Origin of the sequence: Rhodococcus sp. IEGM 1318 (assembly GCF_033142465.1) — a bacterium.
GTDB lineage: Bacteria > Actinomycetota > Actinomycetes > Mycobacteriales > Mycobacteriaceae > Rhodococcus_F > Rhodococcus_F qingshengii_B.
In genome coordinates this window covers 477,569-493,016 of the sequence record NZ_JAWLSC010000002.1, presented here as the reverse complement: position 1 = coordinate 493,016, position 15,448 = coordinate 477,569, and the positions used below count along the sequence as shown (strand labels likewise).

The 15,448-nt window shown below is 62.5% G+C and carries 18 protein-coding genes; 12 read left to right on the top strand and 6 right to left on the bottom strand.

All coding sequences use genetic code 11. The features are described from left to right. Positions 1-110 precede the first annotated feature (110 nt). The 5 genes from R4P65_RS06600 to R4P65_RS06580 all read left to right on the top strand — a co-directional run bounded on the left by R4P65_RS06600 (position 111) and on the right by R4P65_RS06580 (position 4,578). Entirely contained in the window at positions 111-404 is a 294-nt protein-coding gene (locus R4P65_RS06600; RefSeq protein WP_317825883.1) for a DUF4259 domain-containing protein, read from the top strand. A gap of 80 nt (positions 405-484) precedes the next feature. Beyond that, complete coding sequence (locus R4P65_RS06595; RefSeq protein WP_317825882.1) at positions 485-1,546, top strand: FAD-binding oxidoreductase; 1,062 nt, start codon at positions 485-487, stop codon at positions 1,544-1,546. A gap of 118 nt (positions 1,547-1,664) precedes the next feature. Further along, entirely contained in the window at positions 1,665-2,852 is a 1,188-nt protein-coding gene (locus tag R4P65_RS06590) for an ATP-binding protein (protein WP_007729973.1), read from the top strand. Beyond that, on the top strand, positions 2,849-3,568 hold the full coding sequence (locus R4P65_RS06585) for a M50 family metallopeptidase (RefSeq protein ID WP_230815115.1): 720 nt from the start codon (positions 2,849-2,851) through the stop codon (positions 3,566-3,568). The genes R4P65_RS06590 and R4P65_RS06585 overlap by 4 nt, the downstream gene beginning before the upstream one ends. Before the next feature lie 173 nt (positions 3,569-3,741). Beyond that, positions 3,742-4,578, top strand: a complete 837-nt coding sequence (locus R4P65_RS06580; protein ID WP_317825881.1) for an NAD(P)-dependent oxidoreductase — start codon at positions 3,742-3,744, stop codon at positions 4,576-4,578. 54 nt (positions 4,579-4,632) lie between these two features. Here the strand turns inward: R4P65_RS06580 and R4P65_RS06575 are convergent, their stop codons facing one another. Beyond that, positions 4,633-5,640: an NAD(P)H-dependent glycerol-3-phosphate dehydrogenase gene (locus R4P65_RS06575; RefSeq protein WP_003940093.1), complete on the bottom strand. Its 1,008-nt coding sequence runs from the start codon at positions 5,638-5,640 to the stop codon at positions 4,633-4,635. A 97-nt stretch (positions 5,641-5,737) separates the two neighbouring features. Continuing rightward, positions 5,738-6,466, bottom strand: coding sequence for a FadR/GntR family transcriptional regulator (locus R4P65_RS06570; protein WP_230815117.1), 729 nt, complete (start codon positions 6,464-6,466; stop codon positions 5,738-5,740). A gap of 133 nt (positions 6,467-6,599) precedes the next feature. On the opposite strand from R4P65_RS06570, the gene R4P65_RS06565 reads away from it, so the two are divergent. The 5 genes from R4P65_RS06565 to R4P65_RS06545 all read left to right on the top strand — a co-directional run bounded on the left by R4P65_RS06565 (position 6,600) and on the right by R4P65_RS06545 (position 10,687). Further along, positions 6,600-7,988, top strand: coding sequence for a GntP family permease (locus R4P65_RS06565; RefSeq protein WP_003939838.1), 1,389 nt, complete (start codon positions 6,600-6,602; stop codon positions 7,986-7,988). A 12-nt stretch (positions 7,989-8,000) separates the two neighbouring features. Further along, complete coding sequence (locus R4P65_RS06560) at positions 8,001-8,531, top strand: gluconokinase (RefSeq protein WP_230815118.1); 531 nt, start codon at positions 8,001-8,003, stop codon at positions 8,529-8,531. Between the two features lie 46 nt (positions 8,532-8,577). Continuing rightward, entirely contained in the window at positions 8,578-9,117 is a 540-nt protein-coding gene (locus R4P65_RS06555; protein WP_317825880.1) for a LiaF domain-containing protein, read from the top strand. A gap of 17 nt (positions 9,118-9,134) precedes the next feature. Further along, on the top strand, positions 9,135-9,572 hold the full coding sequence (locus R4P65_RS06550) for an SRPBCC family protein (RefSeq protein WP_317825879.1): 438 nt from the start codon (positions 9,135-9,137) through the stop codon (positions 9,570-9,572). A gap of 143 nt (positions 9,573-9,715) precedes the next feature. Beyond that, on the top strand, positions 9,716-10,687 hold the full coding sequence (locus tag R4P65_RS06545; protein WP_230815121.1) for an alpha/beta hydrolase: 972 nt from the start codon (positions 9,716-9,718) through the stop codon (positions 10,685-10,687). A gap of 7 nt (positions 10,688-10,694) precedes the next feature. On the opposite strand, the gene R4P65_RS06540 is transcribed toward R4P65_RS06545, so the two are convergent. Genes R4P65_RS06540 through R4P65_RS06530 form a run of 3 tightly spaced genes read right to left on the bottom strand, consistent with a single transcriptional unit; the run spans position 10,695 to position 12,969 of the window. Next, on the bottom strand, positions 10,695-11,498 hold the full coding sequence (locus R4P65_RS06540) for a transglutaminase-like domain-containing protein (protein ID WP_317825878.1): 804 nt from the start codon (positions 11,496-11,498) through the stop codon (positions 10,695-10,697). A gap of 59 nt (positions 11,499-11,557) precedes the next feature. Beyond that, a complete protein-coding gene (locus R4P65_RS06535; protein WP_046379382.1) occupies positions 11,558-12,124 on the bottom strand; it encodes an NTP transferase domain-containing protein in 567 nt (188 codons plus the stop codon). Positions 12,125-12,126: 2 nt separating this feature from the next. After that, positions 12,127-12,969 (bottom strand): lysophospholipase, encoded by an 843-nt coding sequence (locus R4P65_RS06530; protein ID WP_317825877.1) that lies wholly within the window; start codon positions 12,967-12,969, stop codon positions 12,127-12,129. A gap of 146 nt (positions 12,970-13,115) precedes the next feature. Between R4P65_RS06530 and R4P65_RS06525 the strand changes: the two genes are divergently transcribed. After that, entirely contained in the window at positions 13,116-14,234 is a 1,119-nt protein-coding gene (locus tag R4P65_RS06525) for a DUF6670 family protein (RefSeq protein WP_317825876.1), read from the top strand. Between the two features lie 9 nt (positions 14,235-14,243). Further along, on the top strand, positions 14,244-14,819 hold the full coding sequence (locus R4P65_RS06520) for a hypothetical protein (RefSeq protein ID WP_020909296.1): 576 nt from the start codon (positions 14,244-14,246) through the stop codon (positions 14,817-14,819). Here the strand turns inward: R4P65_RS06520 and R4P65_RS06515 are convergent. After that, positions 14,802-15,446 carry a formylglycine-generating enzyme family protein gene (locus R4P65_RS06515; RefSeq protein WP_030243927.1) on the bottom strand — a complete coding sequence of 215 codons (645 nt, stop codon included), beginning with the start codon at positions 15,444-15,446 and terminating at the stop codon, positions 14,802-14,804. The genes R4P65_RS06520 and R4P65_RS06515 overlap by 18 nt on opposite strands. Positions 15,447-15,448 lie beyond the last annotated feature (2 nt).

Sequence of the window (15,448 nt, the reverse complement as noted above, 5' to 3'; positions counted from 1 at the left end):
TCCACTATCGATACGAGCGACCAGCGGGAGGTTTTGTGGGAGTCTGGGGTCCGGGAAACTTTGACAGTGACACCGTCGCGGATGGGTTGGGGGTACTGACCGGTCGAATCGTGGACGATATCACTGCCGAGTTCGAAGACGATTCGAGTCTGGAGCCGGATGAATGGGGCGGGGAGATGGTGCCGGCCTGGCTCGAGATTCTCACCGATATTGCCCAGACGAAACGAGTCGGTGTGACCTTTCCGTCGTCGCAAGTGCTGATCGACTGGCGCGATCGATATCTGCGCGTGTGGGATGGCTACATCGACGAACTCGAACCTGACGAGGATCACAAGGTCGCTCGACGTGCAGTGCTCGTCCACACCTTCGAGCGGGCTGTTGCCCTCGCCGCCGAGCGGGAATGAGCCTAGTCCTCCCCTAACGCCGACGTCCTTGCATCCAAATTGAGTGGATCCAGGGTACGGCTCGTAGATATGGTCCACTGGTGACGGAACCAAATGGTCGAAACGACGGTCCGATCCTGGTGATTGGTGCCGGCGTCGTCGGCGCGTCGATCGCGTATCACCTGGCGCGCATTGGTCTCCGAGTCACCGTGCTGGAGCACGGCTCGGTGGCAGGAGGGGTGACCGGCAACTCCTTTGCCTGGGTCGGCCTCTCGAAGAGTGTCGCAGAAACTTACTCAGATCCGTTCCGGCAAGGCGCCGCAGTCGAATTCGACCGCCTGGAGCGCGAACTCGTCGAACCAATCGGTTTGCGCCGCAGAGGTGCGATCACCTGGGAAGAGACGGAAGCGGAGACCCGAGCGTTCGTAGATGCTCATCGAGCACTCGGCCATCCCGTCGACCTCATCGGCAAAGAGGAGATCCTTGCTCGTGAGCCGGGATTGCGGACGGCCCCGGTGGTGGCAGCGTACGCACCCGATGACGGCGGCGTTGACCCGGTTGCATTCGCTCGATCGCTCCTGCGAAGTGCCGAAGCATACGGTGCCACAGTGTATTCCGATGTCAGTGTGCTCTCGATGCTCGCGGAGGGCATGAGAGTGTGCGGTGTAATGACTGCCGACGGTCCCGTCTACGGATCGACCACCGTGCTCGCTGCAGGTACCGCGATCCCCGAGCTCGCGGCGTCGGCGGGAGTCGACGTCAAGGTCGACGCCTCGCCATGTTGCCTCATCAGATTCTCGACTCCCCGCACACTGGTGAACGGAATACTCTCCACTCCGGATTTCGAGATCCGGCAATTGGATGACACGACACTGATTGCGGCTGAGGATGTTCCGGCCGGGTTCTCCGGAGATGCTCGCGAGCTGGCCGAGCCGACGCTGCAGGCAGTCCGCAGTCAGCTCGTTGACGGTGACCACGTGGAACTGATCGAGGCGGTAATCGCTGACCGTCCCATTCCGCGTGGTGGCCGCCCACTGCTGGGCTTCGCCGAAGGCGTGTCGGGGCTCTATCTGGCCGCGGCGCATCCGGCAATCATTCTGGCCGGGGCAATTGGGGCCCACGTGGCCGGGGACTTCGCCCGAGCGTCAAGCCGGGACTGTTAGACGACATGCCGGGAGCCTGATTCGACAAGGTCGAGCCGATATTGCCGTCCCTAGTTCTCTCTAGGACACGCGCTAGAGAGCGGGATATTCGTCTACTCTGCTTGTACCGTCGATGGGCATGGACCCCGTGCGCAATCCGTATGCCCCCGGTGCCGGTCAACGCCCGCCGGAACTCGCCGGGCGCGACAAGCAGATCGATGCTTTCGACGTCGTGCTCGAGCGGATCGCACGTGGCCGCCCGGAACGAAGTGTTGTCCTCACCGGATTGCGTGGCGTCGGCAAGACCGTCCTGCTCAATCAGTTGCGTTCGGCCGCGATCTCCCGCAGCTGGGGGACCGGAAAGATCGAGGCGCGCCCCGACCAGGATTTACGACGCCCACTCTCGTCGGCGCTGCACATGGCAGTCCGCGAGATCGCGGTCTCCCATCGCGATCCGGAGCGGGTCGAGCAGTTCCTCGGAGTCCTCAAATCGTTTGCCCTACGCGCCACCGCGGACAAGGGAATGCGCGAGCGTTGGCAGCCAGGCATCGATGCACCCGCGATCAAAGGTCGGGCAGACAGCGGCGACATCGAGATCGACCTGGTCGAGTTGCTGCTCGACGCGTCGTCGCTGGCCAGGGATGTCGGCGTCGGGATCGCAATCTTCATCGACGAGATGCAGGACCTCGGTGCCGCGGATGTCTCGGCGATCTGCGGGGCCTGCCACGAGTTGAGTCAGGACGCGGCACCGTTGATCGTCGTCGGGGCGGGGCTTCCGCATCTGCCTGCCGTGCTGTCGGCGTCGAAAAGCTACTCGGAGCGCCTGTTCAGCTACCACCGGATCGACCGGCTCGAGCGTGAAGCTGCAGATCAGGCCCTGATTGCACCTGCCGAGCGTGAGGACGTCGAGTTCACCGAATCCGCGCTCGACGCTCTGTACGAAGCGGCCGACGGGTATCCGTACTTCGTCCAGGCCTACGGAAAAGCCACGTGGGATGTGGCGGCCTCGAGTCCGATCACGGCAGAAGACGTGCGCGTCGGCGCACCAACCGCGGAGGAAGAACTCGCTGTCGGTTTCTTCGGATCACGGTACGAGCGAGCAACGCCCGCGGAGCGCGAGTACATGCGAGCCATGGCCGATCTCGCCGGAGACGACGGACCTGTCGCGACCGCGAAGATCGCCGTCGAGCTCGGCCGTAAGCCGGCTTCGCTGTCGCCGGCACGGGACGGACTGATCAAGAAGGGCCTCATCTACTCGGCCGAACGGGGGTCCATCGGATTCACAGTCCCGCACTTCGGCCGATACCTGCGCGGACAAGCGGAGTGAACGCCCTCGAAACCGCGTGGGATCGGGTGGCGGCCGTCAGCCCCAATCCGCCGGCGTGGGTAGTTCAGTTGGCCGCGTTGATTGCCGTGATCATCGTTCTCGAGCCGCACCTGTGGCGGATCGCACGCAACGTCGTCACCATCGCACACGAGGGTGCTCATCTGATCGTCGCAGTCCTGGTCGGTCGACGGTTGAAAGGCCTTCGCCTGCATTCGGATACGTCGGGTGTTGCGATTTCGTCCGGCAAGCCGACCGGCTTCGGCGTCATCCTGATGACGTTCGCGGGGTACGTCGGGCCGTCGATTCTCGGCCTCGGTGCGGCCGGTCTGTTGGGTGCGCAGCGTGCGGTCTCGGTGCTGTGGATCGGTGTGTTCGTGATCGCGGTCATGATGGTCCTGATCCGAAACCTCTACGGAATCTTCTCACTTGCCGTCGTGGGAGCAGTGTTGTTCGGGCTCGTCTGGTGGGGGACCCAGGAGCAGCAAGTGGCCGCAGCGTACTTCCTGACGCTCTTCCTCCTCTTTGCCGGACCACGCCCCGTCGTGGAACTTCAACGGCAGCGGATGCGACGAGGTGGGGCACCGGACTCGGACGCAGACCAATTGGCCAGGCTCTCACCGATACCCGCGATCGTCTGGGTCGGTTTGTTCCTGCTCGTGAACGTCGCGGTGCTGGTGCTCGGCGGATGGTGGATCCTGCGTCCGGTGGGTGGCTGATCGCCTTGATCCGTTGTCCCGTCAGGACAACGGATCAATGATTCTTGATGCTCCGCGGACGTAGTCATCGCGGTAATGCGCTCATATCGTGGAAGGCGACGAGTGGTCGTGTCGGGACTTCCCTCGGCCACATCCGCAGCGACGAAGACCGTCGACGATGACAAGGATTCGTTTTGGACGACAAGAACTTCCGCGGACGAACCGCGATTATGTCCGGGGGAAGCCGTGGTATCGGACTTGCCATCGCCCGTGCGCTAGCGCGTCGCGGCGGAAACATCGTGTTGCTCGCCAAGACCGATACGCCAGATCCCAGGCTGCCCGGGACAATCCACACCGCTGTCGACGAGTTGAACGAACTCGAGGGGCATGCCGTTCCCATAGTTGGTGACGTGAGGAACGACGACGACATCGCGCGGGCCGTGGCAACCGCGGTAGAGCACTTCGGAGGCATCGACATCGTGGTCAACAATGCGAGCGTCCTCGACATCTCGAAAAGCGCAGACCTATCGATGAAGCGATTCGATCTGATGCAGCAGGTCAACGTCCGTGGCACCTTCGCGCTCACCCGCGCGTGCCTTCCGCAGCTTCGGGTTTCGGCCAACGCGCACGTATTGACGCTGTCGCCGCCGCTCAACTTTTCGCCGCACTGGTTGGGCGCTCATCCGGGCTACATGCTGGCCAAGTACGGAATGACATTGGCGGCCTTGGGTATCGCCGCGGAGTATTCAGGTACACCGATTTCGAGCAATTGCTTGTGGCCGGAGACCATGATCGCCACTGCCGCTGTCGGAAATCTGCTCGGGGGAGACGACAGTATCGATCACTCGCGTTCACCCGAGATCATGGCCGATGCGGCGATCGAGATTCTCGGGCGTCCAGCCGGCACGGATACCGGTCGCACAGTGCTCGACGTCGAGATCTTGCGTGAGGCGGGGATCTCGGATTTCTCGCAGTACGGCGGTCAGTCACCGTTGGCGATCGACATCTTCGTCGATACTCCAGCCCCCTGATCTCGGACGATCTACAGATATCTAGCTAAATCGCTAGATACCTGTAGATGTTCCTCACGCCACCTCGTGCTCGCCGCCGGGGGCCACTTTCTGAAGACCGCGATATGCGTCGCTGGCACTTTGTCGGCCACCGATGACGGCCTCGACCTCCGCGGCAATCGGCATGTCGACGCCGTATTCGCGGGCCAGATCCATGACGGTGGGGGCGGTCTTGACGCCCTCGGCGACCTGGCCGAGTTTGGCGACTGCCTCCTCGACGGTCAGGCCCTGCGCCAGAGCCTCACCGACGCGACGGTTCCGAGAAGTCGGAGCCATGCAGGTGGCAATCAGATCGCCGACGCCCGTCAGGCCGGCAAAGGTGCGCGGGTTGGCGCCCATCGCTTCGCCGAGTCGGGTCATTTCGGCGAGGCCGCGAGCGAGCACCATCGCGCGGGTGTTGTCACCGACTCCCAAACCGTCGGCCATACCCGAGGCGATGGCAACGATGTTCTTGAGGATTCCGCCGAGTTCGCAGCCGAGCACGTCGGTGTTGCGGTAAACCCGGAAGACGGACGACGCGAACAGCGGTTGCAGCGCGGCGGCGACGCGGTCGTCCTGGGTAGCCACGACCGATGCCGCCGCCATGCCGTCGACGATCTCTTTGGCGATGTTGGGGCCCGCGAGTAGTCCGACGGGATGGCCGGGCAGGCACTCGGCGATCACTTCGGTAGGACGCTGCCGGGTGCCGGGCTCGAGGCCCTTGGACAGTGACAGCACCGGGACCCACGCCCGAACTTCGTTGGCGATCTCGGCGAGCGTGGAGCGAACGGCGTGCGACGGCACCCCGCACACGAGTACGTCCGCTTCGCGAGCGGCTTCGACCAGATCCGAGGTTGCCTTGAGCCCCTTGGGAAGTTTGCGCTCACCAAGGTATTTGGAGTTGGTCCGTTGCGAATTGATCTCGTCGGCCGCTTCGGAATTGCGTGCCCACAACAGGGTTGGGGTGTTGCGGGCAGCGAGGCCGGCCACCGTGGTTCCCCACGATCCGGCGCCGAGGACGACGACGCGTACCGGGCGGGCCATCAGAGTGCGCTGTTCTGGGTAGCGAGTGCTGTCATGGCGCCCAGCGTTCCACTCGCGGAGCAGTTGCGGGCCAATTCCGCCGAGTCTGTGGCTCGACTTACAGATGAGGCGGCGGTTCGGGGCTTTCGCGCATTGTTTCGACCGCTTCTGCGGATTCTGCGACGATCGAGCGCATCGCGGTTTCTGCAGCGTCGGCGTCGCCGGACTGTATGGCTGACGCGACCACTCCGTGCAGGTGAATCGCTTCGGGGTCGGCCTCGTGGGGCATCAACGAGTGGCGGGTGCGGCCTTCGAGTATCTCGACGACGATCTGCGACATCGCCCGCAGCATCGGGTTGCCGGAAGCGGCGAGCAGTGTGCGGTGAAAGTCGGAATCATGGCCGAGATATGCGTCGGTATCGGCAGCGCGCGAGGTAGCTGACATGCCTATGACGGCTGCAGTGAGTGCGCCGCACTGCTCGGGTGTGGCGCGAGTTGCGGCCAGTCGCGCAGCCAGAGGTTCGATGCCGGAACGGAGTTCACTGAGGATCGAAAGCTGCTCGAACCGATCAGGACCGGCCAGTTGCCAGCGGATGACATTGGGGTCGAGCGAGTTCCAGTGCTCGGAGCCGAGGATGGTGATTCCGACGCGTCGACGAACCGAGGCCAGTCCGAGTGATTCGAGAACGCGGACAACTTCACGGATGACGGTTCGCGACACGTCGTAGCGCGTTGCCACCTCGTCGGCAGAGATCGTCGTACCCGGAGCGAGCACACCACCGACTATGTCTTGGCCGAGCTGTTCCAGCATCGAGTCGTGTAACTGCTGAAACGGGACAGAAGGCATACGTAGATCGTCCCATGCGTGTGGAGTAAGCCCGGTGGAAGCCGGATAAATACTACAAATTAGTGTCTGCTCTTGAAATTGTAGGTTAATTAAGGAACAGTGACCTCAATCACTCATCGGACTGGGAGTCCCTATGAACACCACAGCATTGCTGGCGGCCGAGGTCGTCCCCGCTGGTAGCGACGCACGATTGATCATCGCTGCAGTCGCCGGCGTCGCGGTCATCATCGCGCTGATCACCTGGCTGGACCTGCACCCCTTCCTTGCGCTGTCCATCGGCGCGGTGGGCGTCGGTCTGGCGGCCGGCCTCGGATCGGCCGAGTCGGTCGCGGCGTTCGCCACCGGCTTCGGGTCGACCATGGGAAGCGTCGGAATCCTGATCGGTTTCGGCGCGATGTTCGGCAAACTCCTCGCCGATTCCGGCGGTGCCGACCGAGTGGTCGACACGCTGGTGGGCCGATCCAGCACCAAGGCGCTTCCGTGGACCATGGCTCTGGTCGGCGCGGTGATCGGTCTGCCGATGTTCTTCGAAATCGGTCTCGTCCTGTTGATGCCGGTCATCATCCTCGTCGCGCGGCGTTCCGGCCTGTCCCTGATGCGCATCGCGATCCCCACCCTCGCCGGCCTCTCGGCCATGCACGGTTTGGTTCCGCCGCACCCCGGGCCACTGGTTGCGGTCTCGGCCTTGAACGCCAACCTCGGCCTCACCCTCGCGCTCGGTGTTCTCGTAGCGATCCCCACGGTTGTTCTCGCCGGACCGGTTTTCAGTAAGTACGCAGCACGGTGGGTCGACGTGAAGGTCCCGGATCTTTTTGTCACAGGCGAAGATCGAGGCGAGGAAGAGAAGAAGCAGCGTCCCTCGTTCGCGGCTACTCTCGCAGCGATCCTCCTCCCGGTTGTTCTCATGCTGGGCAAGGCATTTGCCGACGTGATCGCTCCTGATTCCGAGGCACTCCCCAAGTCGGTCCTCGACTTCCTCGGAACACCCGTTGTCGCTCTGGGTCTCGCGGTTCTGGTCGGAATGGTGCTTCTGGGGCGCGGCGGCGGTATGGACCGCAAGGCCATCTCGAAGTCACTCGAAAGCTCCCTGCCTCCCATCGCAGGCATTTTGTTGATAGTCGGCGCCGGTGGCGGATTCAAGCAGGTCCTCATCGATACCGGTATCGCCGGAGTGATCGCCGACGCGATCAAGGGCAGCAGCCTTCCCGTGTTGTTCCTGGCCTGGCTGGTGGCGGTATTGATCCGCGTCGCAACAGGTTCGGCAACGGTGGCAACGGTGACGGCGTCGGGCATCCTCGCTCCGGTCGCGGCCGACCTCTCGTCCGCACATGTCTCGCTGATGGTCTTGGCGATCGGCGCAGGCTCGCTCTTCCTCTCACACGTCAACGACGCTGGATTCTGGTTGGTGAAGGAGTATCTGGGCGTCAGCGTGGTACAGAACCTCAAGACCTGGACCGTGATGGAATGCATCATCTCGGTATCGGGTCTGGCCGGAGTGCTCGTGTTGAGCGCATTCATCTAGGTAGGCGAGCACATGAACAGCGAAGCGGCACAGCAGAAGCAGTATCCCGTGCTCGTCCTGATGGGTGTCTCGGGTTCGGGAAAGTCGACGGTCGGCGGCATGCTCGCAGGAGCGATGGGCTGGGACCTTCAAGAGGGCGACGATCTCCACCCGCAGGCGAACATCGACAAGATGGCGACCGGGCACCCGTTGAACGACGAAGATCGCTGGCCCTGGCTCGACAAGATCGCCGTCTGGATCAAGGGTCACACCGACGCCGGTCAGCCGGGAATCGTCACGTGTTCGGCACTCAAGCGGAGCTACCGCGACGTCCTTCGCGGTGAGCACGTCGTGTTCGTGCACCTCGCCGGTTCGCGGGATCAGATCGGTCAGCGGTTGACCGCTCGCCTCGATCACTACATGCCCGCTTCGCTCCTCGATTCCCAGATCTCGACGCTCGAGGCCGTCGATCCGGATGAGCAGGCCATCGTCGTCGACGTGGGTGGAAGTCCCGCCAAGATCGCGGAAGAGATCCTGCGACGGGTGGAGACCTTCGAGTACTGAGCGGGCCAGGCGTGTAGGCACCCACGGTTCGGGTTACGGTGCTTGGGTGACTGCTGCTGAAGAAGGCCACGACGTCGATCAATTGCGTGTCGATGCCCAAGCGCGTCTGGAAGTCGCGGTGGGTGAAGGGCGTTTGACCCTCGAGGAGTACTCGGACAAGGCAGCAGTGGTGTGGTCGCCCACCGCGGATCGGGGGCAACTCGAGCAGATCGTGCCGTTCAGTGCGGCACCACCCGCTGTGATGTCGCCGCCGCAAACAACGATCGTCGGTGTCTTCGGTGACACGAAGCGCTCCGGCCGTTGGTCTTTGGCGAAAAAGACACTCGCCCTGCTGTTGTTCGGGGACGTCAAGTTCGATCTGCGGTCGGCAACCATCACAGCGTCCTCCTCGACGATCACCATCGTGTCGATCTTCGGGGACACGAGGCTGCGAGTTCCGGAGGGGGTTTCAGTCGAGTTGGGTGGCTTCGACCTTTTCGGAGATCGGGAATTCGACGGGGGTCGACAGGATCCCGGCCCAGGTGCACCGGTTATTCGTGTTGTCTCGTATTCGTTGTTCGGTGATCTCACAGTGCGCACCGGCTAGCTCGGACGCCGTAAACCGTGACGGACTTCGATTTCCACAGCGTCTGGACGCTCCCGGCCTCTGCCGACCGTGTCTACGACGTTCTCGCGGACGCCGAGAGGTATTCACAGTGGTGGCCTCAGATACGCCGAGTCCGGACGACCGATGAGCATTCGGGCTCCATGGCCATCCGCAGCGCCGTCCCTCTGACGTTGCTGGTTTTCGGGCGACGCGAGGTCGAAGACCCCATTGCGCGCTACCTGAAAGTGCATCTCTCCGGAGCAATGATCGGCTGGAGTAGCTGGGCGGTGCGCCCCGCTGGATCTGGTTGCGTCGCCGACTTTCGGCAACAAGTAGCGGTGTCCGGAGCACTCGGCCTGGCCTCGAAGATCGCGAAGCCGCTGTTCGAGTGGAATCATGAAGCGATGATGTGTGGAGGGCACCGCGGACTGTCCGCGTATCTCTCCCGGCCGTGATCGCGAGCAGAACTTGCACACGCTCGAGCAATTGAGCCCTACCCGTCGTGTCGTTTTGACGCAGCGTCAGTTATCGTTCACAACAGCAGCCGACAAGTATGTGTAACTCAAATGCACAAAACGGCTTGACCTGGGAGGACGCTATGCGGACGCGAGATTCGACGGTATGGCATTGGAACGTGAGTCCGCGAGCGCGGGTTATCTTTTGCCTGACCAGGACGTTCGTGAAGCCGATGTTCACCCTCTGGCCGACCACCGAACGCGGTATCCGCCAACTCGAGCGACTCGACGCGATGGCGGACAAGCTGCCGAAGCCGAAGAACCTCGACATCGAGCCTTTCACGCTGGGCGGTGTGCCCAGCGAGAAGGTGAAGCATCCGCGCAAAGCGCAGGGCGAGTTGGCCGGCGCCACGATCCTGTACTTCCACGGCGGTGGGTTCGTCTTCTGCGGTCTGGCAACGCACCGGGCACTGTGCGGCCTGCTGTCGGCGAAGGCCGGCGTACCGGTGATCTCCGTGCGCTACCGCCAACTGCCGGAAGGTTCCATCGGCACCTCCGTCAAGGACGCAATGGCCGCGTACGCCGCGTTGCTCGAGTCAGCGGAAGACCCGAACAAGATTGTGGTTGCCGGTGATTCGGCGGGCGGATACCTGGCCATGAAGGTCGCCGAAATTGCCGCACTACGCGGAATCACGAGGCCCGCAGCCGTGATCGGCTACTCGCCACTTCTCAACGTGAACCTCGAGGACCACGATCCCGATTTCATGAAACGCGATGCCTACCTACCGATGTCACAGGTGGAAAAGCTCAAGGACCGGTGGCTCGAAGGTCCGGACGAAATAGTCGGTGCAGAGTCTCCGATCAATGCCGATGCCAGTCTGATTCCGCCGTCGTTCCTGGTGTCTGCCGAATACGAATTGATGCGTCCGGACGTCGAGATCATGACCGAGAACCTGATCAAGGCAGGACAAGCCGTCGAAACGCACATCTGGAGTGGGCAGATCCATGCTTTCCCGGTGATCGGCAAAGCTCTTCGAGAGGGGAAGGCGATCGTCGATCTCACAGTTAAGTTCCTCGAACGAACGATGGCCTCGCAGAACCAGATCAGCGCCTGACGCTGTTTCAGCCGATCGACGTGAGGGTCGCGTAGTCGTCGTTGTCGAGAACGCCGTCGACGACTGCGCGAACTTCCGAGGCATGCAACGTGATCGAACCGCCGTGGTTGTCGAGGAAGGCGGTATCCGCGGCGTCTCGCCCGGTCGAGATCCGCACAAGATTGCTGCGCGGCGCCAATTGCGTTGCGTCGACCACGCGCCACACGTTGTCGATACTGGCTTCGACGACGGCGTGAAAATCCATCGGATCGCAACCCGGCGCGTAGACAGCCACCAGTCGAGCGGGAATCCCCACGGCGCGTAGAAGTGAGATGGTCAGGTGCGAGTAGTCGCGGCACACTCCAGCGCCCGCGAGCAAGGTGTCGACCGCACTGTCGGTGCCGCGACTGGTGCCGGGAACATAACTCAAATGTGTACTCACCCAGCGAGTGACTTCGAGAAGGAGTTCGGCCGGGGGAGTGGCGAGATCGAATTGCCCGGCGACAAAACCGAAGAACTTGTCCGCCTCGGCATACCGACTGGGGCGCAGATACTTCGATACGTCGTAGTCGCTGACCGACGCCGGTGCTGCCCGGCCGATGGCGGTCGCGTCGTAGCTGACGATCAGTTTGCCTGGGGCACAGTCGAGTAGGTGAATCCGGGTGCCGTGTTCGGCGATGACCTCACGGGGTTCGATCGGATTGCCGTCATGGACGAACGACATCGTTTCCAGCAGTTCGACTCCCGGCGCGCGCGTCACCGCGATCTTGAACTCCAGGTTGGTCGCCTCGTCGATCTCGATGTCGAGCAGGGCGGCGACGGTACGTTTCATCGGATCATCTTTACACCGAATTCGGACACCCACCACCTGGGAGGATTGTGACAGTGCGATCAGGCTTCGGGATAGTCGACGTCGACGCCGCTGCTGAGGTCGCTGCACTCCACCAACTCCACGCCGTGTTCGCGTAGATAGGTGTTGGCGCCGCCGTCCCCGGTGAGTGACTCTGCAAGCGTCGGCCAATGGTCGCGTCCGATCAGGACAGGATGGCCGGGCCTTCCGTGAAAGACAGCTCTTCGCAGTATGTTTCGTGATGGGATGTCTTGACCCGCGATTCGCGTCACGGTGTCGGTGTTCAGGTCCGGGACGTCGACCAGGGAGATCGCTGCCGCCTCGGCACCCTCGATCTGCATGGCTGCCTCGAGTCCGCAGCGTAGTGATGCGCTCATTCCCCGTTCCCAATCCGATTTCACCACAATGACATCGGTGGTGGGCAGCAGTTCGACGGCGTCCTCGGCCTGTGCGCCGAGAACCACGATGACCGGTGAGAGTCCGGCGGACTGCAGTGTCGCCACCCCGTGGCGAAGCCAAGGCTGGCCGTCCGTGCCCGTAACGAGAGCTTTCGGTTTGCCCATGCGGGATCCGGCCCCGGCAGCCAGCAGGATCCCGCACGTCGACATGATTATGCTCCGGTGACCCGCGGGCGCAGCCACTTGATCAGATCGTTCAGAACCTCTTCCTGCTCAGGCTCATTGAAGATCTCGTGATACAAGCCGTCGTACACCTTCAAGGTGACGTCCGAAGAACCGGCCAACTCTGCTACGAGCTTGCTGCCGGCGGGGTCCGTCAATCGGTCGTCCGAGCCGTGTTGAAGCAGTACGGGAATGGTGAGCGATGGCAGGCGCGCCGGGAAGCCTTCCGCGGCGGTGATCATGCCGCGCGCAATTCCGGCAGGAACCTTGCCGTGGTGAACCAGCGGGTCGGCGTTGTACTTGTCGACAACCTTCTGGTCACGCGATACGGCAGCCGCTTCCAGGTTCTCGACAGGCACGTCGGGGAGGTACTTGCCGACGATCTTGCCCAGCTGCATCACGATCTTCGGAGTGCCGGTTGCGATGATCACAGCAGGTCCGGACAGGGCGAGTGCTTTGAGATCGGCCTGATGGTCGAGGGCATAAGAAAGTGCGATTGCGCCTCCCATGCTGTGGCCGAGCAGGAACTTGTCCTTGCCGGGATGTGCCGCCGTCACGATCGAGAACAACGTGTGGACGTCGTCGGTGAAGTCGGAGAATTCCTTCAGGTGAACGCGCTTGCCGCCAGAGCGTCCGTGTCCGCGATGGTCGGGTGCGTACACGATGAGCCCGAGTTCCCCGAGCCGCGCAGCAACATGGTCGTAGCGCCTCGCGTGTTCGCCGAGTCCGTGGCACAGGACAAGAACCCCGGTGGGTTCGCGGTCCGGTGTCCACACGTCGTAGACGATCTTGGTGCCGGCTACTCCGGTGAACGACGACTCTTCGTGCTGCATTGTTGCGCCCTCTCTGCGACCGGTTCCGGTACGCGGATTCTCACATGCTATTCGCCCCGTGGGCAGGGCGCGGGTGTTCAGGGTGTGAGGTCGTCGAGGAAACTTCGACACTTGTTTGTTACGGCTGGTTACATTAACTTAGGGGCGTGACCGGACAAACCGTTGATCGTTCCGACCCTGTTCCAGCCACCCGCTCGCGCCGATTGTGGCGACCCGCGGTTCGGGCCTTGCTGGACGGCGCGCTACCGCTGATCGACAAGCGAATGGCGGAATCGGTACGCCCGTTCGATCGGCCCGACATGATGCGTCCGCACCTGGCTTCGCGGAAGTTCGCGTGGACGCACTACGGGATCTTCGTTCCCCGGCTGCCAGGGCCTTTCCGTTACCTCAACATCATGACGTTGATCGGTGCAACCGGGACGGTGGTGTTCGACAACGACTATCTCGCTGCACCCGACGCGCGAAACACTGCAACCGTGCTGAGTTCTACCGCAGCGCCGGGGCATCACTTCTATCGGGCGTACGACGCGGCCGATGAGTGTGCGTTCGAAGAAGATGGTTCGCGAATCGCCTTCGGTGACAACCTGATCATCGACAACAGCTATCCGAAGTTCCGTGTCACCGGACGATACGACTCTTTCGACGTCGATCTCGAGATCGTGGCATCAGATCAAGCGTCGTGGTTCGTGCGCAATCCCGTCTACGACCACGTCAGTCTGCTGGCGCAGTGTTCCGGGACGATCTCGAGTCCGGATGGCCCGGTGAGTATTTCGGCTCCGTGCACCGTCGAATACGCGCGGTGTATGACACCGCAATCGTTGACCCGCCGCGCCCTTCCCGAGTCCTGGAAGCTCCCGGCCGATTTCTTCACCTACCAGATCGTTCAGCCCGACGACCGGCATCAATTGTTGCTCACCGATGTTCGAGCTTCAGGGGTTACGGCGTGCAAGCTCGCCTACATTCGGACGGTGGACGGCAGCGCAAGAGTCTTCGACAATGTGGTGTTCGACGTACTCGAGTACGCTGACGCATTGCATGTCGACCCGCAGGGACGTGAGATGCGTGTGCCGCGCGTACTGCGTTGGCAGGTACGCGATTACGGCAGGGCGATTGTCGAGTTCGAGGCCGAGATCGACTCGGAGTGGCGCTATGGCCACGGTAAGGGATACGTCGGCGCGTACACCTACCGGGGAAGCTTCGACGGTGCGTCGATCAACGGCACCGGTTACATCGAATGGGTGGACTGCGAAGTGAAAGGCACCTAGTGTGTATCGGTGCCTTTCGTAGACCCCGCCTCGCTGACGACTCGTCCGCAGAAGATCCTTGTCGCGGGGACCTCGGGCGCCGGAAAGACGACTCTCGCCGGTCGAATCGGGCAGCTTCTCGGGATCGAACACACTGAGTTGGACTCGCTGTTCCACGGGCCCGACTGGGTTCCGCTCGAGAGTTTCGAAACCGAAGTACGACGCTTTTCCAGCGAGCCGGCCTGGGTGACCGAGTGGCAGTACGGCGCGGTGCGTGAGCTTCTGGCCGAGCGTGCGGACCTGATGCTGTGGTTGGATCTGCCTCGGCGGACGGTGATGCGCCAGGTGATCACACGAACCGTGCGTCGGCGATTGCAGCGAGAGGTGTTGTGGAATCGCAACATGGAGCCGCCACTGCACACCATTCTGTTCGATCCGGATCATGTGGTGCGCTGGGCCTGGCGAAGCGACGGACGCAACGTCGGGCGTATGGCCACGGTCCTTGTCGATGTGCCGTCGTTGCCGATAGTTCGGCTGCGCAGTCGAGAAGAGATCGAGGCTGTGCTCGAAGTCCTCGGCCGTCTGCCCTCAGATCGTCTGAGCTAGGCGAAATCCCAAGTCATCGATAGCAAACGTCGGGTGGCTTCGCCTCCGTACGGTAGCGCCGCAACCGCGCTCACTTTCGGCCCAACTGCCGCCGCGGAAGATCCGGTACGTGCCGTAAACCTCGGGGTCGTAGAGATCCCAGCACCATTCCCAGACATTGCCGATCATGTCGTACAGGCCCCAGTTGTTGGGTGCCTTCATCCCGACGTCATGTGCTCGTCCTTCTGAATTGTCGCTGTACCAGGCAATCTCGTCGATTTCGCCGTAGCGGTAGCCGGAGGTGCCGGCTTTGCACGCGTACTGCCACTCGGCCTCGGTGGCGAGTCGGTAGCCGGTTGCCGCCCGGTCCCACCGGGGAGACTCGGTGTCGATGTCGTGATACGCGGGCGACAGACCGTCCGCGACTGACAGTGTGTTGCAGGTTGCGATGACGTCTTTCCACGAGAGGTCGACCGCGGGTTTGCTCGGATCGTCCGCCGAATCTCCGTGAAGCAGTGCCCTGGTGGTGAGATGGCGAGCGAGGCGGAATGATTCGACTTTCGAGGTCCACGCAGTGCCTTTGCGATCGTCTCTGAGATGCACCTCGCCGGCAGGGATCTCGATCATCAATTCCGCTGCTCCGGTCATTC

Coding starts and splice junctions, on each gene's coding strand:
- R4P65_RS06530 (WP_317825877.1), bottom strand. CDS start 12,969: ATGCAGCACGAAGAGTCGTCGTTCACCGGAGTAGCCGGCACCAAGATC.
- R4P65_RS06565 (WP_003939838.1), top strand. CDS start 6,600: ATGAACACCACAGCATTGCTGGCGGCCGAGGTCGTCCCCGCTGGTAGC.
- R4P65_RS06545 (WP_230815121.1), top strand. CDS start 9,716: ATGCGGACGCGAGATTCGACGGTATGGCATTGGAACGTGAGTCCGCGA.
- R4P65_RS06515 (WP_030243927.1), bottom strand. CDS start 15,446: ATGACCGGAGCAGCGGAATTGATGATCGAGATCCCTGCCGGCGAGGTG.
- R4P65_RS06540 (WP_317825878.1), bottom strand. CDS start 11,498: ATGAAACGTACCGTCGCCGCCCTGCTCGACATCGAGATCGACGAGGCG.
- R4P65_RS06590 (WP_007729973.1), top strand. CDS start 1,665: ATGGACCCCGTGCGCAATCCGTATGCCCCCGGTGCCGGTCAACGCCCG.
- R4P65_RS06575 (WP_003940093.1), bottom strand. CDS start 5,640: ATGGCCCGCCCGGTACGCGTCGTCGTCCTCGGCGCCGGATCGTGGGGA.
- R4P65_RS06560 (WP_230815118.1), top strand. CDS start 8,001: ATGAACAGCGAAGCGGCACAGCAGAAGCAGTATCCCGTGCTCGTCCTG.
- R4P65_RS06570 (WP_230815117.1), bottom strand. CDS start 6,466: ATGCCTTCTGTCCCGTTTCAGCAGTTACACGACTCGATGCTGGAACAG.
- R4P65_RS06535 (WP_046379382.1), bottom strand. CDS start 12,124: ATGTCGACGTGCGGGATCCTGCTGGCTGCCGGGGCCGGATCCCGCATG.